This window comes from Xylanibacter rarus, from assembly GCF_001275135.1.
Taxonomy (GTDB): domain Bacteria; phylum Bacteroidota; class Bacteroidia; order Bacteroidales; family Bacteroidaceae; genus Prevotella; species Prevotella rara.
On sequence record NZ_LFQU01000006.1, the window covers coordinates 56,185 to 79,911 of the forward strand.

At 47.6% G+C, this 23,727-nt stretch carries 17 protein-coding genes; 10 read left to right on the forward strand and 7 right to left on the reverse strand.

Annotation, left to right across the window (positions count from 1 at the left end):
- Window positions 1-4 precede the first annotated feature (4 nt).
- Complete coding sequence (locus ACU52_RS04845) at window positions 5-529, reverse strand: flavodoxin (RefSeq protein WP_239684870.1); 525 nt, start codon at window positions 527-529, stop codon at window positions 5-7.
- Window positions 530-627: 98 nt separating this feature from the next.
- Window positions 628-1,068: a nuclear transport factor 2 family protein gene (locus ACU52_RS04850; protein WP_053397958.1), complete on the reverse strand. Its 441-nt coding sequence runs from the start codon at window positions 1,066-1,068 to the stop codon at window positions 628-630.
- Between the two features lie 413 nt (window positions 1,069-1,481).
- Here ACU52_RS04850 and ACU52_RS04855 point away from each other — a divergent pair, with 413 nt between their 5' ends.
- From ACU52_RS04855 to ACU52_RS04875, 5 genes are all read left to right on the forward strand, one after another.
- Window positions 1,482-2,381, forward strand: a complete 900-nt coding sequence (locus ACU52_RS04855; protein WP_053397959.1) for a diaminopimelate dehydrogenase — start codon at window positions 1,482-1,484, stop codon at window positions 2,379-2,381.
- A 598-nt stretch (window positions 2,382-2,979) separates the two neighbouring features.
- Window positions 2,980-3,867 carry an alpha/beta hydrolase gene (locus tag ACU52_RS04860; RefSeq protein ID WP_239684871.1) on the forward strand — a complete coding sequence of 296 codons (888 nt, stop codon included), beginning with the start codon at window positions 2,980-2,982 and terminating at the stop codon, window positions 3,865-3,867.
- Window positions 3,868-4,507: 640 nt separating this feature from the next.
- On the forward strand, window positions 4,508-5,398 hold the full coding sequence (locus ACU52_RS04865) for a GLPGLI family protein (RefSeq protein ID WP_053397960.1): 891 nt from the start codon (window positions 4,508-4,510) through the stop codon (window positions 5,396-5,398).
- Between the two features lie 31 nt (window positions 5,399-5,429).
- On the forward strand, window positions 5,430-6,332 hold the full coding sequence (locus tag ACU52_RS04870) for a GLPGLI family protein (protein WP_082335169.1): 903 nt from the start codon (window positions 5,430-5,432) through the stop codon (window positions 6,330-6,332).
- On the forward strand, window positions 6,326-8,899 hold the full coding sequence (locus tag ACU52_RS04875; protein ID WP_053397962.1) for a TonB-dependent receptor: 2,574 nt from the start codon (window positions 6,326-6,328) through the stop codon (window positions 8,897-8,899). Before ACU52_RS04870 ends, ACU52_RS04875 begins: the two co-directional genes overlap by 7 nt.
- Before the next feature lie 172 nt (window positions 8,900-9,071).
- Here the strand turns inward: ACU52_RS04875 and ACU52_RS04880 are convergent, their stop codons facing one another.
- On the reverse strand, window positions 9,072-10,487 hold the full coding sequence (locus ACU52_RS04880) for a C1 family peptidase (protein WP_193391572.1): 1,416 nt from the start codon (window positions 10,485-10,487) through the stop codon (window positions 9,072-9,074).
- 219 nt (window positions 10,488-10,706) lie between these two features.
- Here ACU52_RS04880 and dxs point away from each other — a divergent pair, with 219 nt between their 5' ends.
- The 3 genes from dxs to ACU52_RS04895 are packed head-to-tail and all read left to right on the forward strand — an operon-like array spanning window position 10,707 to window position 15,447.
- Entirely contained in the window at window positions 10,707-12,620 is a 1,914-nt protein-coding gene (dxs, locus tag ACU52_RS04885) for a 1-deoxy-D-xylulose-5-phosphate synthase (RefSeq protein WP_053398000.1), read from the forward strand.
- Between the two features lie 16 nt (window positions 12,621-12,636).
- On the forward strand, window positions 12,637-13,980 hold the full coding sequence (gene trkA, locus ACU52_RS04890) for a Trk system potassium transporter TrkA (RefSeq protein WP_021855711.1): 1,344 nt from the start codon (window positions 12,637-12,639) through the stop codon (window positions 13,978-13,980).
- 9 nt (window positions 13,981-13,989) lie between these two features.
- On the forward strand, window positions 13,990-15,447 hold the full coding sequence (locus tag ACU52_RS04895; protein WP_021855712.1) for a TrkH family potassium uptake protein: 1,458 nt from the start codon (window positions 13,990-13,992) through the stop codon (window positions 15,445-15,447).
- A gap of 211 nt (window positions 15,448-15,658) precedes the next feature.
- On the opposite strand, the gene ACU52_RS04900 is transcribed toward ACU52_RS04895, so the two are convergent.
- Together ACU52_RS04900 and ACU52_RS04905 are read right to left on the reverse strand one after the other, a co-directional pair.
- Entirely contained in the window at window positions 15,659-16,741 is a 1,083-nt protein-coding gene (locus ACU52_RS04900; RefSeq protein ID WP_082335170.1) for a DUF4435 domain-containing protein, read from the reverse strand.
- Window positions 16,742-16,753: 12 nt separating this feature from the next.
- The gene (locus tag ACU52_RS04905) at window positions 16,754-17,581 is read right to left on the reverse strand and encodes an AAA family ATPase (RefSeq protein WP_021855714.1); all 828 of its coding nucleotides are present in this window, start codon (window positions 17,579-17,581) and stop codon (window positions 16,754-16,756) included.
- A 98-nt stretch (window positions 17,582-17,679) separates the two neighbouring features.
- Here ACU52_RS04905 and ACU52_RS04910 point away from each other — a divergent pair, with 98 nt between their 5' ends.
- Window positions 17,680-18,615 (forward strand): DMT family transporter, encoded by a 936-nt coding sequence (locus ACU52_RS04910; protein ID WP_021855715.1) that lies wholly within the window; start codon window positions 17,680-17,682, stop codon window positions 18,613-18,615.
- Between the two features lie 269 nt (window positions 18,616-18,884).
- Here ACU52_RS04910 and ACU52_RS15025 read toward each other — a convergent pair whose 3' ends face one another.
- Window positions 18,885-19,418, reverse strand: coding sequence for a hypothetical protein (locus ACU52_RS15025; protein WP_147630776.1), 534 nt, complete (start codon window positions 19,416-19,418; stop codon window positions 18,885-18,887).
- Window positions 19,419-19,817: 399 nt separating this feature from the next.
- Between ACU52_RS15025 and dnaK the strand changes: the two genes are divergently transcribed.
- On the forward strand, window positions 19,818-21,743 hold the full coding sequence (gene dnaK / locus ACU52_RS04915; protein ID WP_053397963.1) for a molecular chaperone DnaK: 1,926 nt from the start codon (window positions 19,818-19,820) through the stop codon (window positions 21,741-21,743).
- Window positions 21,744-21,925: 182 nt separating this feature from the next.
- Here the strand turns inward: dnaK and ACU52_RS04920 are convergent, their stop codons facing one another.
- Window positions 21,926-23,701: an Omp28-related outer membrane protein gene (locus ACU52_RS04920; RefSeq protein ID WP_147630777.1), complete on the reverse strand. Its 1,776-nt coding sequence runs from the start codon at window positions 23,699-23,701 to the stop codon at window positions 21,926-21,928.
- Window positions 23,702-23,727: the final 26 nt, after the last annotated feature.

Below are 23,727 nucleotides of genomic sequence, written 5' to 3' on the forward strand. Positions count from 1 at the left end.
GGGGTTAAAAATTCATTCCGCCAAGCCATCCGGCCACATCCTGACCGGCCTGCGAACGGCTGTTCTGGGCGGTTATGCCCTGCACGGCAAGTCCTTTCATAAAAGTTGCTCCCACACAAGCCCTCTTCAGTCTGCTCTCAGTGGCACCAAGTCCGCTGCCCTCATGCGTGCAGAACGGTACGACTATTTTGCCGTGCCAGTCATGCTTTTCGATAAACGTATAAACAGCCATCGGAACATCGCCCCACCAGTTGGGATAACCGAGAAAAACCACATCATAGTCTTCTACGCTTACATCTCCTTTTATCTCAGGGCGTGCATTGGCGTTAAGCTCCTTTTTTGCCACTTCGATACATTCTTCATATCCGGCGGGATAAGGCGTTACAGGCTCAATGTGAAACAGCGTGCCGCCTGTTTCGGCAGCTATCATCTCGGCTACAATCTGTGTGTTGCCTTTCTTTATGTAGCCCACGTTATAGTTCTCATCGGCACGCGAGAAGAAGGCCACCAAAATTTTCTTTTCGCTCATGTTATTTTCTTTTTTATGATTACTCTGCGCACAAGATGCCAACGTCAGAACACTCATCAGCATAGTGCAAACAACTGTCAGTATTGCCCTCATGACTCTCAAACCAACGGTGGAACAGATGTATAGACAAAATGCTGTTCACGCTCGGAGATCCACCAGCGTCCGGCTGTCTTGACATACTTGTCGTAATAGCGCACGGCGTGCATAGTGAGTTTGTCTTTGCCGTCTTCTTCAGTTACCAGGGTGGCAATGGCATAGCAGATGCCTGTGGCGTGTGTCTCGTCTGTAAAGTCAACCACCTGCTGTCCGTTCTGATGAAATGATGCCTTGGCTGCACCGAAGGCCTTATACTTGGCTATCATGTCTTCAACATTGTTGATGTCCATACCGAGAGTATCGCCGAAATAGACTTTCAGCTTTATGTCTGGAGTGAATATCTCACGATAATAGTCTTGGTTGTTCTTGTCAGATTCTGTCGCATAACGGTCTACTAAATCCTTCAATGCCACGCGGTCTTGCAATTCCTGTTGTGTCATCATTCTTTTCCTCTTTTGTTTGCCATTTTTTAATCTGCCGCAAAGTTAGCTGTTTTAATACGAAAGTGACTTTTGCGAATCAAACCATAAGTTGCTCAAATCAAACAATCATCGCCGGCATGAAAAGAAAAGTTGACAGATATGCATATAGTCAAGCCACAGAGAAAAACACATACGAAACAAGACTGCCGTAATATTACAATACTTAAGCACTTAAGACAAAACTTAACACAAAAAGTAACAAACACCATATTTTCAGTTACATTTAATAACATTAACGCTGTTTGTTGTTGAAAAAACACATATAATTGTTTCTTCTCCTAAAAATTTGCATTATCTTTGCATAAGATAAGCTGCATCTTTGCATAAATAAAAAGAAATAGGATAATAAAGAATCAGATAAATTTTTAGACAATATGAAGAAAATCAGAGCAGCCGTAGTAGGCTACGGCAACATAGGCAAATTTGCCGTTGAGGCACTCGAAGCAGCTGAAGACTTCGAGATTGCAGGTATAGTAAGACGCCACGGAGCAGAGAACAAGCCGGCAGAGCTGGCCGACTATGAAGTGGTGAAGGACATCACTGAGCTGAAAGATGTTGACGTGGCCATCCTTGCCACACCGACACGCAGCTGCGAGGAGTATGCAACAAAGATTCTTGCACTCGGCATCAACACCGTTGACAGCTTCGACATACACACAAGCATACGCGAATATCGTTCTAACCTGATGAAGATATGCAAGGAACACGGCACTGTGGCTGTGATTGCAGCAGGATGGGACCCAGGTTCTGACAGCGTTGTACGCACACTTATGCAGAGCCTTGCACCTAAAGGACTGAGCTACACCAACTTCGGTCCGGGCATGAGCATGGGCCACTCTGTATGCGTGCGCTCTAAAGAGGGCGTAAAGAACGCTCTGTCTATGACCATACCTAAGGGCGAAGGCATACACCGCCGCATGGTTTACGTTGAGCTTGAAGAGGGCGCAAGTCTTGAGGAGGTTACAAAGGCTATCAAGGCCGACCCGTATTTCGCAAGCGACGAGACTTACGTTATGCAGGTTGACAGCGTTGACGCTGTGCAGGACATGGGCCACGGCGTAAACCTCGTGCGCAAGGGTGTGAGCGGAAAGACTCAGAACCAGCGCATGGAGTTCAACATGAGCATCAACAACCCAGCCCTGACAGGTCAGGTGCTCGTAAACGTTGCACGCGCATCTATGCGCCAGCAGCCCGGATGCTACACCATGGTTGAAATCCCCGTAATCGACCTTCTGCCCGGCGACCGCGAGGAGCTGATAAGCCACCTGGTGTAAATTCTAAGTGAAGAGTGAAAAATCCAATAGTATTGTGGATTTCTGTCAGTAGTTAAAGTCAATATGCTTTAACCACTGAAATAAAGTTAAGGAGATGTTTCTTTGAGCGCAGCAAAAAAGGGAACATCTCCTATCTTTATCAGGCCATAACGGATTGAATTGTCTGCCAGCTACTCACTGGGCATAAGAAACGTAATGTAGCTAAATGTATTTTAACCAAAATCGTTATTAAAATCCGGTCGGGATTTTTGCTTTATATAAAGCGAATTTTCGTCAGTTTTTGCTGTCATAGCAGACTATGTCAGGAAAAACGAACAAAAAGACGGCTGAAAGCATGAATGAACAAAATTGATAAAGCAATGTGCGGCATAATGACCGATTGGGGTTTAATAAACAAGCCCGCCGGAAAAGATTAAGTACGCACGGAATTTTATTCCGCCAACGGATGATTTTATATAGCCATATGCATTTTACATCGAACATAAACCGGTTTATTATAACAGCATTTATAATATTCAATTCATTTTCTGCATATTCAGCAAATACAGGACACGATGAATATTCAGAGCGAAATGAAGCAGATTCATTCATTGCCCGTATGCCAGAAAAGCTGCAGGAGCGTCAGACTGAAGCTATACGCAAGGCAATGTCCGGCAACAACGACCTGCTTCTTAATGTAAGAAACGCCCGCAATACAGCAGCCAAGCTGCCCAACGGTGTCTATCGAACAGACATCAGTAAGAGTCTTACTCTTTTTAGAAGCAAGCGCTACGACAACGACACAACACCACTGCTTGTATATTTTCATGGTGGCGGCTGGGTTATAGGAAGTATAAACAGTTGTTCACGTTATTGTGCTGCGATGGCCGAAAGAGGCATTGCCGTACTTGCCGTAGATTATAGGCTCGCCCCCGAGCATCCTTTCCCGGAAGGACTGAAAGACTGCATAGATGCCGTAAAATTTGCCTGCGAAAATATGGCGAAATGGAAATGCAGCAGCATATCTGTAGGCGGAGACAGCTCAGGCGGAAATCTTGCCATAGCCACGGCATTGAGCTTCCCTAAAAACACTTTCAGCAGCCTGATTACATTCTATCCCGTTACAAAAGCCTATGCTGACAACTCCGAATCATGGAAACTGTTCGGAAAAGGATTCGGACTTGACAGCGAACTTATGAACGCTTTCAACGAAGCATACACCACCGAATCGCATAATCCATTAGTATCTCCCGCAGAAGCAGACGACCATGCCCTTGCAAAACTTCCGCCAACGTTGCTCGTGGCGGCCGAACGCGACATCCTACGATGCCAAGGAGCAGAATTTGCAGAGAGGCTGAAAAATATTGGCATAGAACAGAAATACATTCTGATTCCCGGTTCGGTCCACTTGTTCATTACGGTTGACGGACAGCCTACAGCGTTCAAACATTCTGTAAATGAATCGTCTGAGTTCATATTCAGACATTCAGGACAAGCCACGCAATAAGGATAAGCGCCATATATGCGCTGAAACCACATGTATTACACAACAGCAATCCACCCCAAGAAAGAGCAACGCCCATTTATGCAGCTCTACCGTATGCCGGAAAAACAAAAGGCCTATCGCCACTCTGACTTTCCACATACGTGAGGTTGCATATAAGAAAACACATTGCATAACTGATTTTCAACTTATTCAGAAATTACATTGGAAAAATAAAAAGAATATTATGAAAGACACATAAAAGACATATACCGACATGGAATAGTCAGATGCATTTAACATGTTGAAAGTTAGTTAAATATAATTCAAAAGTCGGATTTATTTATTTTTATACATTAAAATTTCATATTTTTGCGTTTGGCATTTACAACAGTCTTGCAGCCCGACGCATCTTGGAGGTCCATGCACGAGCCTTGCATCACTTGTTTGCAACGCCGGGCGGATTCTGCTTCAACGAGTTATTCTAAGCCGTCATCAACATGAAGGCAAAAAGATGTGTGGAGCATATCATTTATGCAGACTAAGATATTTGCCATACAAAAACACTTCGCAGACGACAGAACTAAACACAAAGCCAACGGCATTGACTTTTGTGATAAACCAAACCGCCACAAATATCTAAGAAAATAAACATAAAATAGTAATGAAACACATAAGCATTTTAGTATTATGCCTGTTGTTATGCCATATAGGCCGTGCACAAACTGGGAGAGCATTTATGACAAGTCCGGACGGAGGCATGTACGCGTATAAAAGAATCAATCATGCTCCTTATGACACAACAGATGTCAATGTGTTTTATAAAGTAAGTTTCTTGCCCGACTCTACTAAAAAGGACAGATACAGAGACGGACAAACGTTGTTGATGATATCTGACGACTACACATGGTTTGGCGACTACTACAAAATAAAGGCCGACTCCGTAAACAATTATCTAGCTAAGAGCAAAAAGAACGCACACGACAAAAAGGCAAATGATGATTTCAATATGCTTGTAACTAAAACGACATTCGACTACATCATGCTTGCCGACCTGAAAGGTTCGCAGACTACCGTGCAACTGAGATCACCATTGAACAAATACCAATACACCTACCCCACACCACAAATCCAATGGACTTTGCTGTCTGGAGACACCATAATAAACGACCTTCAATGCAAAAAAGCGACATGCCGATACGCCGGACGCAACTTCATAGCATGGTACGCCGAAAGCATGCCGCTGCCTTATGGTCCTTTCGTTTTCAGCGGTCTGCCAGGACTCGTTATGAAACTGTATGACGACAAACTGAATTGGATATTCACAAACAACGGCATATCAAAAGCCGCGTCAACAGATATGATGTATCTTTATAAGGACAAGAGATATAAAAAGACAACAAGAGAAAAGGCCTTATCTGCCTACCGTAACGAAGTGGAAAATTTTGTGAGCATTGCGATAGAAAGCGGAGTTATAACAGTTGTAAAAAAAAGTCCAAACTTTGATAAAATGATGGCACCACGCCCGAGCAATATGCTTGAACTGGAATGGTAAAATACTTACGATTAAGTATAACTAAGAATATATGAAACGGATATTTCCTTCATTAATCGCTATTTTATGCACATTGCCTATGTCTGTAAAAGCACAGATGCCACGCATAACAAGCTATGACGGAGGTCTGGATGCGTTCAGGAAAATAAGAAAAGAAGTGTACGACACGGCCAAAATCGCGGTGTATTACGACCTGAAATACTTGAAAGACAGCACCAAGACGGATAAATATACCGAGGCAAAGACACTGTTGCAAATATCAGATAAATACCAAAAGTATGGCGACTATTATCAGCTTGCACTCGACTCGATGGATATTTACATGGGAAAAAGCAAGAAAAACGCACGCGACAGACAGGCCATCAAAACATGGAATGAAGCAATAGGCAGAATCAACTATTACACAGTTAGCATTACTGACCTTGCTGATTATCAGACCAAAGTGCAGTTTTATGACAATTTATATAACTTTGAATACTCCTTCACGCCACAGATCGACTGGAATCTTGCAGCGGGAGACACAATAATAAGTGACATTCCCTGCAAGAAAGCCACATGCAGCTATGCCGGAAGAGATTATGTGGCATGGTATGCCGACAACATAAGCCTGCCCTACGGACCGTATATATTCAACGGACTACCCGGACTGATAATAGATATCCGTGACACAAAAGGCAACTGGATATTCACCTATGCCGGCATGGAGAAGGCACATTCTTACCGCGACATGTATCTTTATGAAAAAGAGTTCTGGGGCAAGCTGAAGACTGTAAGCCGCGAAGAGGCTCTAACTTCGTGCTGCAACGATATAGAGAACTATGACAATCTCTCAATAGAAGTTTTTAAAGTGAAGACTAAAGTGAACGGCAAATGGGTATCGCAAGAGGCTAATTATCCACGCCGTCCGAGTAATATGCTTGAATTGAAATGGTAAAAAACTTTATCTTAATATTGTTTTCTCTGGTGCTTGACTGCGTTAGTGCGGCGGCTCAGAATGACATGACGGCTTATTCGGGAAAAGTTACCGATACTGCAGGAAAAGCCGTAGGCAACGTTACGTGCAAACTGCTGGACGGCAAGGACTCGCTCCTTGCATACGCGCTGACAAGAAGAGACGGAACATACAGGCTGAAAGCCGTGAACGGCGGACGGCAGATTGAGTTTGCGTTTCTCGGCTACGAGACGCGGCGCATACCGCTCAAAGAAGGCTGCAACGTGTATGACGCGCGACTTGAGCGCAAGGCCGTAGAGTTGAAAAACGTAACCGTGACAGCCGACCCTATAACACGGCGCAAGGACACGCTGCTGTATAACGTTGACGCCTTCCGACAGAAACAGGACCGAAGCATAGAAGACGTGCTGAAGCGGATGCCGGGCATAGAGGTGAGCAACAACGGAGAAATAAGCTATCAGGGCAAGCCGATAAACAAAGTGAACATAGAAGGGCTCGACCTCATGGGCGCACAATATAACCAGGCCACGCAAAACATGCCTGCCGAGGCCGTGGCGCAAGTGCAGATAATGGAGCGCAACCAGCCGATAAAGGCCCTTGAAGGCAAGGTGAGCAACGACCGCGCAACGCTCAACCTGAAACTGAAACGAGGCTACAAGGCACGCCCCTTCGGCGAGGCCGACGGCAACATAGGCGGAAGTCCCGTGACATGGGACAACCGACTGACGGCAATAAACATAAACAAGAAAAACCAGCTGCTGTTCACAGGAATGATGAACAACTGCGGAATAAGTCTGGAGAGTCTTACCCAAGGCATGAACAGCTATACGGGAATGTACACCACAGAGCCGCTGCCCGCGCCTTTCATGTACTCACCAACGGCACAGACGCCGCCAATCTCGCAGCTGTATTATCTTAAAAACAAGTCGTATTACACGGGACTTAACTATCTGCACGCCTTCACACAGGAAAAAACGCTGCGCATGAATGTTATGTATTATCATGACAGCGGACTGCAACAAGACAGTATTTTCAACAGCTACACAGCCAAGGATGATACAGTAAACGTGTTTGAAAACAACAACATACACAACAGGAACGACCTTGTGAAGGGCATTTTGCGCTATGAACAGAACACAAAGAGCGTGTATCTCACGGATGAAGCGTCGGCAACGTTAGGACTCGGCGACGCCCTAAACAACGTCAGCAGCAACATAGGCATATTGCAGGAACAGGTAAAGCGCAAACAATATGACGTGCAGAACATACTCGAAGCAACGATAAACACCGACGCTATGCTCTTCGACATGTCGTCGATAGTGCGCCTTTACGGCTCGCGCGAACGGCTCGGCGTTACATCAGGCGATGAAGAAATGCCGACAGACTATACGGCAAGACTGCGCAACCTGTTTACGCGCAACCGCATAGGCACCAACTTCAGCCTTTTCGGCGGCAGTCTCGGCATAGGCTACATCATGGAATACAAGCGCAACGAGACAACCGTGAGCGGTGTTAAGGACGATATGACGGGCAGCTACTGGCTTCACACCCTTGAGCCGAAATACGAATACAACCTGCCCGACGGCTCGCTGACACTCACCCTGCCGGTTGAATATATTTCTTATTCGTACCCGATGCGCGGCATAAAGACGCACAAGGTGATGTTCTCGCCAATGCTCGACATCGACTATAAGCTCAGCACAATGGCATCTGTCGACGCGTCAGTAGGTATCATACGCAATGCCGACACACGGAGCGTGCCTTTCTACGGGACAATGATGAACAACTACCGCACCTATACACTGGGCGCTGACTCGATGTCGTTCAGCCGCACTAAGACTGCCAGCATACGGTTGTCGTGGCTCAACACGGCAACAATGCTGTCATGGAATGTGTATGCCATTTGGCAGCAGATTAATCAAGACCGTTATTTCAGTTATCTTTACGCAGGCGACCTGACGCTGATAAATCCTGTATGGGCCGACAACACGCACACATCATTCAGCGGTGTCGGCAACGTTAAGAAGATATGGCGCAACGCAAGGTTCACGCTGAAAGGCTCTGTCTCTTACTCTTACAACAAGGCGCTTGCCTCACAGAATGGCGTTGAAGGCTATATAAGATATAATGCCGCCAACGCGCAAGTGGGTGCGTCATGGGACAAACTTAATTGGCTGACGGCAAACCTGACCGTTGCAGGCAACATAACATGGAAACGCCCCGACACTTTCTCGTCAACAGACAACGTTCTGAAAAATGCATACTGCTCACTGAGCCTCGACTTTATGCCGATAAAAGCTCTGCGCCTGTACGCAGATGCTGCCGGAACCACATACGAGATAACCCACGACCAATATTCAACCAACCTGTTTCTGAACGCCGGAGCAAAGTATGACTTCAGCAAGACGCTCAGCGTAACGCTCACAGCCATCAACCTGCTTAACCGCGAAAGCTACGAGATTTCGTCATATCAAGGTTCAAACTACACATTCCTGCGCGTTCCGTTGAGAGGCCGCACAGTGATGGCAGGCATAAGCCTAAAGTTCTGAAACAAATATTTTATATTCATAGACATAAAAAATCCGCCGGACAAAAGGACGTCCGACGGATTTTATTTTTAAGTATGAGTAAGATACAAATTAAAGAATTATGTCACGTAGCTAACAATCATCGAGAAAACCACAAGGCATATGGCTTTAACTACTTTAACTCCTAAAACAACTATTCATCCGGCAAGAAGAGCGGATCTTCGGGCATAACCATAACAGGCTTCTGCTCATACTGCTTAAGAGTCTTGGCAGGAACATACTTCTTGTCGACAACGAGGCGGAACATATACTCGTTGAACCACTCGTTGGTCATTATCAGGCAGCCCTTCTGGCCCCAGTCGCCGCCCCAGCTGTTCTCAACCTTCCACTTTGTGGGGTTGCCCTTGGCGTCGAGGTCAACGGCCGTAAGAGTCATGGCGTGAGTAGAGCCGCTGTCGTAAGTCATAATGCGCTGAGCCTTGTTCATGCCGAATGTTGTGCCGAAGAGCGAGCCGTAGTCATAGTTGCGCGGGTCGCAATAGCCACGCTTGCGGTCAAGGAACTTACCTACGTCGTAAGAGCTGTACATCTTCTTGCCGTCTTTCAGAGAGGCGATGGCAAGTTTGGCTATTTCTTCCATCGGCAGGTTAAGATATTTCCAGTTAGTTCCGTCGTATGTGTGGCGGTCGTATTCCACCTCGTAAGTCTTGTAATACTCGCGGCGCGGGTCGTTCATAACCATGATGAAAGAGCCGCCTATGGCTTTGCCGCCAAGCATCTCGGCAGCAAACGACTTCGGAGTGAATTTCTTTGCCTCGGTAACGGTGCGTCCGTCCTTGTTCTTGAAGGCATAAGTAAACTCCTTTACAGGCTCGCCTATGGTAAGAGCCAGCATGCGGTAGATCTCGCCCAGCATCTTTGTCTTCTCGGCGTTAATCTCCTTTGCGCTCTTTCCGCCGTTAGCCATGTCGCGCAGCTTCAGGCCGAACTCGCGCAGCTTTGACTTAATCAGTGACGTAGCCTTAGATGTGTTCTCGGCAGAGAATGTCTCGGGCATTACCTCTGCAGGCACAAGTCCGTATTTGTCAACAAGGTCTGACACACCGCAGAATGTACCGCCGTCGTTGAGCGGACTCTTAAAGAAGAACTGAACACGCACATCGTCCATAGGCTTCGACGCACAGTCGATAACGCCCTGCAGGAAAAGATTTGACTTCTCGAGCTGATCCCAGAAGAAGAGATAAGCATGAGACAGGTCGACACGAAGCGAGTCGGTGCGGTTGGCGAAGTTTGAGCGTATCACGTTGAAGCCGCTGAACATCCAGCAACGACCGCTCTGCTTCTGGTCGGTAATGTTCTGCGACTTGGTCTCAACGCTGAAGTAAGTGTCGAGAGCTCCCTGGTTGGCGTAGTTCTGAGCCAGGTTGTCGATACTGTTAGACGCCACGGCGTTAAACAAAGCCTTGTCGGCAGTTGTCAGCTTCTGCGACTGCTGAATTTCCTTGAGCATATCAGCCGATATGCCTCCGTCCTTTGTCTGTGCATGACATGGCAGCGATAACAGCGCAACCACCATGCCCGACATGAAAATACCCTTGTTAATATTCATTTTTTCTTTATTTTTTTGTTTGTCGCAAATTTACATCTTTTTATTGAAAAACACACTATACGGCCTTTCATTTTACATTTATCCCCACTTAATTACAGTCATTAACGCCCCCATTTCATCCGCCAGGGCACTTTACACCTTAATAAAAATAAACGAATTTATTTTGTTCTTCAATCTGTTTACATTATCTTTGCAATGATATTCAATAATAAGACGACCGTGGAATCTAACGATTTTAAGCTTCTTAACAAAATAAATTATCCCGCCGACTTAAGAAAGTTGAAAGAAGAACAGCTGCCGCAACTGTGCAAAGAGCTGCGCGACGACATTCTGAAAGAACTTTCGGTAAACCCGGGGCACATGGCCTCGAGCATGGGAGCAATAGAACTTACCGTAGCCCTGCACTACGTGTTCAACACACCGGAAGACAGACTGGTTTGGGACGTGGGACACCAGGCCTACGGACACAAGATTCTGACAGGCAGGAAAGACCGCTTCTGCACCAACCGCAAGCTGAACGGAATAATGCCCTTTCCGTCGCCGTTAGAAAGCGAATACGACAGTTTTGTGTGCGGACATGCCTCTAACTCTATTTCTGCCGCGCTGGGAATGGCACTGGCTGCAAAGAAGACCGGCAACGGCAAGAGACATGTGGTGGCTATTATAGGCGACGGCGCCATGAGCGGCGGACTGGCCTTTGAGGGACTCAACAACGTGTCGACCACGCCTAACGACATGCTCATCATCCTCAACGACAACAACATGAGCATAGACCGCAGCGTAGGCGGACTGAAGCAGGCTCTGCTGAAGCTGAACACCAACGAGACCTACAACAATGTTAGATTCAAACTGTCGAAATGGCTCAACGCAAAGGGATATCTCGACGAAGACCGCCGGCAGGGCATACTGAGGCTGAACAACGCGCTGAAGTCGGCCATAAGCCATCAGCAGAACATCTTTGAAGGCCTCAACATAAGATACTTCGGCCCATTCGACGGACACAACATAACAGAACTGGTAAGGGTGCTGCGACAGCTAAAGGACATGAAAGGCCCCAAGCTGCTGCACCTGCACACAATAAAGGGGCACGGATATGCACCGGCCGAAAAGGCTGCAACGATATGGCATGCCCCCGGAAAATTCAACATCAACACAGGCGAGCGCATAACAGACGACGAGACTGGAGTGCCGCCTAAATATCAGACAGTGTTCGGCGAGACGCTGCTCGAACTGGCAAAGAACAATCCGCGCATAATAGGCGTTACGCCGGCAATGCCTACAGGATGCTCCATGAACATTCTGATGAAGGCCATGCCCGACAGAGCCTTCGACGTGGGCATTGCCGAAGGCCACGCCGTAACGTTCTCGGCAGGAATGGCAAAGGAAGGCATGCTGCCGTTCTGCAACATATACAGTTCGTTCGCACAGCGCGCCTACGACAACATCATTCACGACGTGGCAATACTGAAACTTCCCGTCGTTATATGTCTCGACCGCGCCGGACTGGTAGGCGAAGACGGAGCCACACACCACGGCGCCTTCGACATTGCTGCCCTGAGACCCGTGCCTAACCTGACCATAGCCTCGCCTATGAACGAGCACGAACTGCGCAACCTTATGTACACGGCGCAGCTCGACGGCAAAGGACCTTTCGTGATAAGATATCCGAGAGGACACGGCGTGATAGTAGAATGGCACAATGAGTTTGAAGAAATTGAAGTAGGAACAGGACGCAAGCTGAAAGACGGCAACAGCGTGGCCGTGCTGTCAGTGGGCCCGATAGGCAACAACGTTACCAAGGCCATAGAAGCCGTAGAGAAAGAATGCGGCGGAGCACAGATTGCCCACTACGACATGCGCTTCATAAAGCCGCTCGACGAGAAACTTCTGGCCGAGGCAGCATCAAAGTTCAAGCATATCATAACCGTTGAAGACGGAGTGCGCAAGGGCGGATTCGGCTCAGCCGTGCTCGAATGGCTCAGCGACAACAACTATACAACACGCGTCACAAGACTCGGACTGCCCGACAAGTTTATCGAACAGGGCACCGTAAACGAACTGCAGCACATAACGGGAATCGACAACGAAACGATAGCCGCGACAATAAAGAATGCCATAGGCAGCATATCCTAAACAATAAAGATGTAAAATGAAAATCATCATAGCTGGAGCTTATGCCATAGGAACTCACCTGGCAAAGCTGTTATCACGCAACGATCAGGACATTGTGCTGATCGACGAAGACGAGGAAAGGCTCAACAACATCAGCAATGACTACGACCTGATGACCATCCACTCCTCGCCTTCGAGCATACAAACTCTTAAAAACGCCGGCGTGCAACACGCCAACCTGTTCATCGGAGTCACGCCTGACGAGAACATGAACATGAACAGCTGCATACTTGCAAAGGCTCTCGGAGCAAAAAGAACGGTGGCAAAGGTGAACAACTATGAGTTTATTGACGAAAAGCTGAAAGAATTTTTCAACAATCTCGGCATCGACTCGCTCATCTATCCTGAGAACCTCGCCGCACGCGACATAACCAACGGTCTGAAGATGAGCTGGGTGAGGCAGCGCTGGGACGTGCACAACGGCGCGCTGATAATGCTCGGCATAAAGCTGAGGGAGACATGTGAGATTCTGAACGAGCCGCTAAAAGACCTCTGCAAGCCCGAATCGCCATATCACATCGTGGCGATAAAACGCGGCGAAGACACCATTATACCACGAGGCGACGACGAACTGAAAATATACGACATGGCATACTTCATGACCACACGCAACTATATTCCGTATATCAGAAAGATTGTCGGCAAGGAACACTACGTGGACGTAAGGAACGTGATGATAATGGGAGGCGGCAACACGGCCATAAGAGCCGCGCTGACCATGCCCGAATACATGAACGCAAAGATCATTGAAGCCGACGAGAAGCGCTGCGAATATATCAATGAGATTGTAGACACCGACAGGACGATGGTGATAAACGGCGACGGACGAGACCTGCCGCTGCTCATTGAGGAAGGAATAAAGAACACGCAGGCCTTCGTTGCCCTGACGGCTAATGCCGAGACAAACATCCTGGCATGCCTTACGGCAAAGCGCATGGGCGTGAGAAAGACCATAGCAATGGTTGAAAACCTCGACTATGTGAGCATGGCTGAAAGCCTTGACATCGGTACTATCGTCAACAAGAAGGCCATAGCCGCAAGCCACATCTACCAGATGATGCTCGACGCCGACGTGAAGAACACCCGTTTCCTCATGACCGCAAACGCCGACGTGGCCGAGTTTACGGCACAGCCGGGTTCGAAGATAACCAAAAAGAAAGTATACGAGCTGGGACTTCCCAAGGGAACGACAATTGGAGGACTGGTAAGAAACGGCGAAGGACATCTTGTGTCCGGTAACACGGAGATTGAGGCAGGCGACATAGTGGTTGTGTTCTGCCACAACGTCAACATGAGCAAAATAGAAAAGTTCTTCAACTAAAAGCATAAAATGATAAACTTCAAAATCATATATAAGGTTATAGGCTCGCTGCTCTTTATTGAAGCGATAATGATGCTCTACAGCCTGTGCGTGTCGCTCTACTATAAAGAAGACGACATTATGGCGTTTGTCATATCAATAGCCATAACCGTCACCACGGCCATAGGACTGAAATATAAGGGCTATCATGCTGAAAACAGTATGGGACGCCGCGACGCTTATCTGCTTGTAACGCTGACATGGGTCATATTCAGTATTCTTGGTGCCCTGCCGTTCGTGATAAGCGGATATATACCGAGCTTCACAGATGCCTTCTTTGAGACGATGTCGGGCTTCACAACCACAGGAGCCACGATTATCGACGATGTGGAGAGCCTGCCCCACGGCCTCGTGTTCTGGCGCTCCATGACCCACTGGATCGGCGGCCTTGGTATCGTGTTCTTCACCATTGCCATATTGCCGTCGCTCGTAGGCGGAAGCATGAAGGTGTTCTCGGCAGAGGCTACGGGCCCGATAAAGACGAAGATGCACCCCCGACTGAGCACCAACGCCAAGGCTATATGGGCCGTCTACCTGCTTCTCACCGTAGGATGCGCAGCCAGCTTCTATGTTGCCGGCATGAGTCTTTTCGACTGTCTTAACTACTCAATGTCGATAACGGCCACAGGAGGCTTCGCACCTCACAACTCAAGTACAGGCCACTTCCATTCGGCTGTGATTGACTATATCTCTATAATATTCATGTTTCTGTCGGGAACTAACTTCACCCTGCTGTATCTAAGTCTCTTTAAGGGCAAGATAAAGTCGGTTGTGAAGGATGCCGAGCTTAAGTTCTACTTCTGTGTTGTGGCCCTGGCCACTGCCGGAATAATGTTCTTCCTGATAAAAGACCTTAACTATAATCTGGCCGACTCGTTACGCTACGCACTGTTCCAGGTAGTAGCGTTTATAACAACAACAGGTATATTCAACGCCGACGCAGGCAAATGGCCGCACATAACATGGGTGATTCTCAGTATCTGCATGTTTGTCGGAGCATGTGCCGGCAGCACGAGCGGCGGCTTTAAGTGCATCAGAAGCGTCATTCTGCTGAAGATTATAAAGAACGAGTTTAGGCACATCATTCATCCCAAGGCCGTGCTGCCCGTAAAGATAAGCAACAACACGGTGCCCTATCAGGCGCAGGCCACGCTGCTTGTGTTTCTGTCTCTCTATCTCGCCGTGTGCCTGTTTGCATATTTCTCACTTACATGCATGGGCATAGACAGCACCAACTCTGTAACGATAGCACTGAGCTGTGCCAGCAACGTCGGCCCTACGCTCGGTCTTGAGATAGGTCCTACGATGTCGTGGAGCGGCATTCCTGACGCCGGAAAATGGATTTGCTCGATACTGATGCTTATGGGACGTCTCGAGTTTTTCAGCGTGCTGGTGCTGTTCACACCTGCTTTCTGGAAAGAGAACTGATGCTTGCGGGAAGCAACAAGAGTCTGTTTTTTATATAAGACTTTACTTACTGAAAACGGACTTTTACCTTTATATAAGAAGTAATGAATAATGCATCTGCTGCGGAATTATTAATTTCATCCGCAACAGATGCATTATTCATTTTCTGCGCCATTACAACGGCTATATTATTACCAAGACTTACACATTGTAAACACACTGAAGGCGGCTGTCATTGCCGCCCTTTCTCGTGCCTGTTGCTCTCTGAATTCTTATCTTCCGATGGCGTACCTGCCGGCGCATCACCGTCTGCCGCAGCATTGCCGGCCTGAAGATACGCCTCGATGTCGCGCTTCATACGCATGAACGGACCTGAAGTGTAATAGCCCATGTTCTTCTTCAGCATCTGCTCTATGTCCTGAACGCTGTGAGAATAGCACGAAAGCTCGTTGCGCATCTGCGTTGAATGTACTGCCTGTCGCCTTATCTCGTTCTCACGCTCACGCACAAGCCGCTCGCACACCTTGGTCATTACGGGCACCACCACCTTGTCGAACAGATGATGTCCCTGTATATATAGATAGGTGGTGTCGGGCGTTACGCCAAGGCTTATCAGCTCTTTCTTCAGCGCCAGATACGACTCCTTGGCGTTGGGGTTATGATGATGCAGCCAGTTGATTTTCTTTGTAACCTTGTTGCGCACGTTGGCTATGGCCTGCTCCGGTGCGCCAAGACTGAAGCTGCCTATCTCTATCACGCGGTTAAACTCTGTTATGGTGAACTGCGTGTAGATGTCTCTGCGGTAGTACCATATAGACCATACGAACAAAGGGAAGATGGCCTCGCTGTACTGCTTGAGGAACTCGCTGAAGTTGAATATGGCGTGGTCGTTGAGCGTAACCATCACACAGACATTGTGCAGCGACGGGGCGTAGCACTGAAGGTTCTCTATCGAATAGGCATAGGTGTGAAAGACGAACGGATTGCTTAGAATGTTGCGCGACGTAACCGTAGCGCCCTGTATCAGATAGTCGTAGTCGGCATCCACGCAGGCTATCATGTCCTGCCCCACCTTGCCGTATAGCAGGTTCATTAGCACGGAGCGCTTGCCTCGCTCGAGCGTGTTGTGCGACGGCAGCATCACTTCAAAATATTTTGTGTCGTCCTCATAGCTGCCGAGCAGCATGCGCCAGAAGAGCACGTCGTCGTAGCTCTCAACGTAGGCCACGATGCGCCGGCGGGCAGTCTTCGACTTCAGTCTGTTTGCCGCCTCAAAGTATTTTGAGTTTATGTTGTCCTTCAGCCGCCTGTTCATATGCCCTAAACCTTAACGTAAGTTCTGGTCGGTGATGTCGCTCACCTCTGTAACATTGTCCATCCATCCGTTCATTATCACGGCCGGCGAGTGTGTCGTCAGGATAATCTGCACGTTAGGATTAAGGTCGAGAATGAGGTCGATGAGCCTCTTCTGCCACTCGATGTGCAGACTGACTTCAGGCTCATCCATGAACAGCACGTAAGGAAGATTGTCCTCTATGAGCACCGTGAGCAATATCACCAGCATCTGCTTCTCGCCGCTCGAGAGCTGATAGGGATGCAGCGTCTCGCCTATCTGCGTGAACCTTATCTCGTTTTCGGTGCGTATAATCTTCTTTCCGGTATCAGAAAAGAGGTCGTCTATCAGGTCCTGAAACTTCTTCTTGGGCTCCGACAGCTGCTGCGCCTTCACCGCCGCGTCGGGCTCTCCGCTCTGAAGGGCCGCAATGATGCGGTTGCCGATGTTCACCTGATAGTCGAGAAACTTGCGCTGAAGCTTGAACAGCTGCCAGTCGAGCTCTGTCACAAGGTTGGCTCCCACCTCGCTCAGCATGTCGGCATTGAGCAGCGGACGGTCGAAGGAGCGTATCACGTCGAACCGGATATGCGTGGCGTCAGCCGGATTTACCTTGATGTGAACACCCTTGAGCAGATGGTTGTATATGTCGCCAGTTATGCCGACGCTCTTCACCAGCTTGTTAAGGATGGTGCTCTTGCCCACTCCGTTTATGCCGCTAAGGACGTTCACCTTGCGGTCGAGGTTCCACTCCACATGGCGGCGCCCGCTCCATAGCGACTCTATCTCCACCTGTTCTATATAGTCAGCGTATTTCTGCATAATATCAAATTAATAAGCTCTTTAGACAGCAAATATAATTATTTTATCCGAAAATGTGTACCTTTGCACCCGTAAATATATCAAAAAATAAAAACAACATGCAAAACAATCGTCCGCTAATTGCTCACCTCTGCCTGTTCTTCGCATGTGCGTTCTGGGGTCTGATGGCTCCGCTCGGCAAAGATGCCATGACGCACGGCATAACGGGCATAGACATGGTGACATTCAGGGTAACAGGAGGAGCCATCCTGTTCTGGCTGACATCGCTGTTCACGCCAAAGGAACACGTTCCGCGCAAAGACCTGCTCATGCTTATAGGAGCTGCCATATTCGGCCTTGTGACCAACCAGTGCTGCTACACGATAGGCCTGAGCATAACATCGCCCATCAACGCGAGCATCGTCACGACGTCGATGCCTATCTTCGCGATGATTCTGGCAGCAATAATACTTAAAGAACCCATAACGGGCAAGAAGGCCCTGGGCGTGGTGTTCGGATGCACGGGCGCCGTGATACTGATAGTTACGAGTGCGGCTGCGGCAAGCTCTAAGGTGGGCGACATCCGCGGCGACCTGCTCTGCCTCGGCGCGCAGCTGTCGTTTGCGCTCTACCTTTCGCTCTTCAGCAAGCTGATAAAGCGCTACTCGGTGATAACCGTGAACAAATGGATGTTCACCTATGCCACGATACTTATCCTGCCGTTCACGTTCAACCACGTGGCAGGCATCAACTTTGCGGCAGTGCCTACAAGCACATGGCTCGAAACGGGCTTCGTGGTGTTCTTCGGCACATACATAAGCTACATCCTGATGATGATAGGACAGCACACGCTGCGCCCCACCGTGGTGAGCATATACAACTATGTGCAGCCGCTCGTGTCGGTTACGGTGAGCATACTCACGGGCATCGGCGTGTTCAAGCCGAGCCAGGGACTGGCCGTCATACTGGTTTGTCTCGGCGTATGGCTCGTAACCAAGTCGAAGTCGCGTGCCGACATGGTGAAGGAACAAGACGCAACGCAGAAGCAGGCATAGCCCTGACGCAGAAAAATCTATATGACAAAGTCCGGCAAGAGGCGGGCTGCGGTTTCATGACAACTGAACCACAGGCGCGGCTTTTGCCGGATTTTTTGTATCATGACATATTGCAAGACATAAAAATCTAAACGGATACAGAAGGGATGACGGGAAACCTGACCGGACAGACAGGCAGCACGCCGCTGACTGAACCTGACCGGCTGTAGGCACGACACTGACCAACCGCCAAATAATATACATAAACATATCCTCCGGAAGGGACTGATTCACGGGCGATGAGAAAGTAAAAAATCAGGACATGAGTTTTCTTTAATCTGGAAAACGAAACGCAAACAGAAGTTAACGGCGCAAGCGTTACGGCTGCCTATATTTAACATTTCATCACATCTGCATAGCTTATAAAGCCCCAAACCGCCGTTTTTCCGACTGAAATTCAATGGTTTTACGCTGCAAAACGTGCCCTTTCGACTTGCAAAAGATATGCTTTTGCGACGTAAAAGCATACCTTTTAGGCATAAGGGAGATACGATCAGCGCCACAGAAGCTACTAACTCACTGATTAGCAACAGGTTATAAAAAGCATCATTTTTTACGTATTTTCGCGTCAAAACACGTTTCCGCGCAGGGCATGACCATTCTGAGAGCGTTAAACAGACAGAGTTTTCTGTTTTTATCCCCAACCAAACATCACCATTCAGCCCATTATCTGCTCCATGCCGGGCAAGCCGCCGCCGGCTTGTTTGCAGCCATTGCCATTCAAGCCAAGGCCATACCGGCACGTAAAGGCAGGCTGAAAGCATAAACAAGACAGCTAACAGAAATAAGCATAAAGCATGATGCCGGATGCGGCTTACGGCTGATTTCAGCCTATAAGGCGGCAACGCCTTGCGTACATTATATATAATGCGCGCGCATATTTACCGAAATGATATTCTGTCATAACCACAAAAGGCATCATGCGCGCCTTATCCAAAGGGCGCACATTCCGTCGAACTCTCTATTATTCAGCATGTTACAATCACGCAGAATCACACATAGCCGGCAAACAAGGCATAAAAAAGGACTTAGCACATGACATATTATTACGACAAAATGTCACCACGTGGCACACTTTATGCCACATTTTCGCCTTTGGCACACGATTTGTATAAAAGTAAGCGAATTAATTAACATCGATAAAAACAAAAAAATATATAATTATGGGAAAGATTATAGGAATTGACTTAGGTACAACAAACTCATGCGTTGCAGTTTTCGAAGGCAACGAACCTGTTGTAATAGCAAATAGTGAAGGTAAGCGCACCACTCCTTCTGTAGTGGGCTTCGTAAAAGACGGTGAGCGCAAAATCGGTGACCCGGCTAAACGTCAGGCAATAACAAACCCGAAGAACACCGTTTACTCAATCAAGCGCTTCATGGGCGAAACTTACGCTCAGTGTGAAAAAGAGACAACACGTGTGCCGTTCACAGTAGTCAACGAAGGCGGATATCCCCGCGTTGACATCGAAGGCCGCAAATATACTCCGCAGGAAATTTCTGCAATGGTTCTTCAGAAGATGAAAAAGACAGCAGAAGACTATCTCGGACAGGAAGTTACAGACGCCGTAATCACCGTTCCGGCATACTTCTCTGACTCACAGCGTCAGGCTACAAAAGAGGCCGGACAGATTGCAGGACTCAACGTTCGCCGTATCGTCAACGAGCCTACAGCCGCAGCTTTGGCTTATGGTGTTGACAAGGCAAACAAAGACATGAAGATTGCTGTGTTCGACCTTGGTGGTGGTACATTCGATATCTCTATCCTTGAGTTCGGCGGCGGCGTGTTCGAGGTGCTTTCTACTAACGGTGACACTCACCTTGGCGGTGACGACTTCGACCAGGTTATTATCGACTGGCTCGTTAACGACTTCAAGGCTGCTGAAGGCATCGACCTCTCTAAAGACCCGATGGCAATGCAGCGTCTGAAGGAAGCTGCCGAGAAGGCTAAGATCGAGCTGTCAAGCTCTACATCTACAGAGATCAACCTGCCTTACATCACAGCCGAAGGCGGTGTGCCAAAGCACTTGGTAAAGAATCTTACACGTGCTCAGTTCGAGCAGCTGGCTCACTCTCTGATCCAGGCTTGTCTCGTTCCTTGCCAGAACGCCATAAGAGACGCCAAGCTTAACACAGCCGACATTGACGAGGTTATCCTCGTAGGTGGTTCAAGCCGTATACCTGCCGTACAGGAGCTGGTTAAGAACTACTTCGGCAAAGAGCCTTCAAAGGGCGTTAACCCTGACGAGGTTGTGGCAGTGGGTGCATCAATCCAGGGTGCTATCCTTAACAAGGAAGGCGGCGTAGGCGACATCGTGCTCCTCGACGTAACACCTCTTACACTGGGTATCGAGACAATGGGTGGCGTAATGACAAAACTTATCGACGCCAACACCACAATACCTTGCAAGAAGAGCGAAGTGTTCTCAACAGCAGCCGACAACCAGACCGAGGTTACAATCCACGTTCTGCAGGGTGAGCGCCCGATGGCAGCACAGAACAAGAGCATCGGTCAGTTCAACCTGACAGGCATCGCTCCCGCACGTCGTGGTGTTCCTCAGATTGAGGTTACATTCGATATCGACGCCAACGGTATCCTGAAGGTTTCTGCAAAGGATAAGGCTACAGGCAAGGAGCAGGCCATCCGCATCGAGGCTTCATCAGGTCTGAGCAAAGAAGAAATCGACCGCATGAAGGCAGAGGCAGAGCAGAACGCTGAAAACGACAAGAAAGAGCGTGAGCGCATCGACAAGATGAACCAGGCTGACTCAATGATCTTCACCACCGAAAACTTCCTGAAGGACAACGGTGACAAGATTCCGGCTGACCAGAAGGGCAACATCGAGAACGCACTCAACCAGCTCCGCGATGCTCACAAGAGCGGCGACATCACAGCCATCGACAACGCCATCAACGGCCTCAACACTGTTATGCAGGCAGCCAGCGCTCAGATGTATCAGAACGCAGGCGGCGCACAGCCTAACGCAGGCCAGGGCTTCAACGGCGCCAACGCCGGAGGCCAGCAGGCTCAGAACAACGGCAAGGCTGACGACAACGTACAGGACGCTGACTTTGAAGAAGTGAAATAAGGTTTCATAACCTAATATGATATAAGAAGTCCGTGTAACTTATTGAGTTGCACGGACTTCTTGTTTTATTCTACCACAATGTTTAATTACACATAAAAGACAATAAAAAGGGCTGAAACCATCAAATTGATTTCAGCCCTGCTTATATTTAGTAAAATAGGTTTTATCTTATGGCAATAATTCTAAAATCTGATTTTTCGCATTGTTGTCTGTCCTGATTCAGAAGTATGCTTAACGATATAAACACCATGAGTCAGGTTATGACCAGAAACCTGGATGCCTTGGAGATTGAAAACTTCCAATTTACCTTCCTCAGAGCAGCATATTGTTCCCTCCGGAGTTACGTAAATTGAAACATTAGTTATTTCATTATTTCTGATATCAGTTGCTCCGGTTTCAATGTGTGCCTTTGCGGCATTGTCTATAATACCGGTCTTACCATTTATCAGCAAAGCTACGATTGACAGATATTTTGTGCTCTGTACTCTCGGCAGCTCAATATCCTTAGTGAAATCATAAAATTCTCCAACCTCAACCTCTGAAGGCATACTGTTTTCTATTCCATTATAATCGAATATACCTCTTGCCACATGATTGAATTTAATCGGTGCCGGATTAGGAAGATTTTCAAAGCCTCCCATCTCACCATTCGCACCTCCGGCATAAGCATTTGCCTGCGTAACTCCGGTGATACTGTCTTCAAGTATGACAAAAGCTATGCGATAGTCAAGGTCCTTGCCTGGATTAGCAAACGTCGCCGTAACCTTTGCATGTACGACATTGTCTTCTAAGTTTGCACTTGTCACCATGCTGGCAACGGCCTGGTCCCTTACAAGATTCTTGTATTCACTTTCAAGATTACCCGACAACGGACTGCAAACCTTTTGCGGGTCTCTGTTAATGATGCAGTTTGGATATGAGTCGAAATAATTCTGTATAGGTGCATAAGTGTCCTCGCTGAAGACATCTCTATCGTGAGCGGCTATACCGATAAATGTATCAGGATATTTCTCATCCATATACTCGAAAGCCACAATTCCTTTAGGACACCATCCGCACCAAGTGCCAGTACCTTCTTCAACAACCATCCTTCTTACAAAAGAATTCTCTGTAACTTTGATATATGCAACAACATCATTATTAACAGGATTGGCATCTTCTATGCCATTAACAGAGACAAGTTTCATATTGACTGTGTGCATTCCAAATTCGTTAATAGCAGGCACATCAATGCTGAAGCTTGTAGAAGAACCGCCTGTAAGATACGTGGTTTTCTCAATTGTCTGAGTTTCGCCGTTGTCAATATTGTATTCAACCTTATAGCCCTTTATAGCCTTAGTCGAAAGATTTTCAAGTTTTGCCGTAAGTTTAAATCCCTCACCCGGTTTTACCAATGTTTCATTGTTTACTATTAAGCGTGCGTCTTCGGGCAAGTCTTCGCCTTCAATGCGGACAGCAATATTCAGAGCATTGTATTTATACTCTTCATTACCGGCATAGTCTATCCATGCGTTGTCTCCGTCTTTCACCCAACATCCGTTTACATTATAAATGCTTGAACGTCCTATAGGGTTTATACCTACGCAAGAATATCCCACATAAAATCCCTTGCCGCTTATTACGTATGCATCATCGAAACTAAAAGAAGCCACACCTGTTTTTTGCGAACCGAACGTTTTCTCTGTTTCAGGTGTACCGTCAAGATCTTCAGTAATGAACACCTTTAATTCACTTACCGAATTATACAGTCCAACACGTACAGCCGTAGCCTTCTTTCCCTTGTAAAGTTCTGCTACTTCAGAAGGTATGTATATGGCTCCCGAAACAGTTGTATTCTGCCCTATACCGATACCATTTAAAATGATATTATCACTGTATCCCCAATAAATTTGGGCCGCTACATCAGCCCGGCCAAGCATAAAGAGCAAAGATAATAATAATAATTTTAGATATTTCATTTTGAATAAAATAATAGGGTATGATG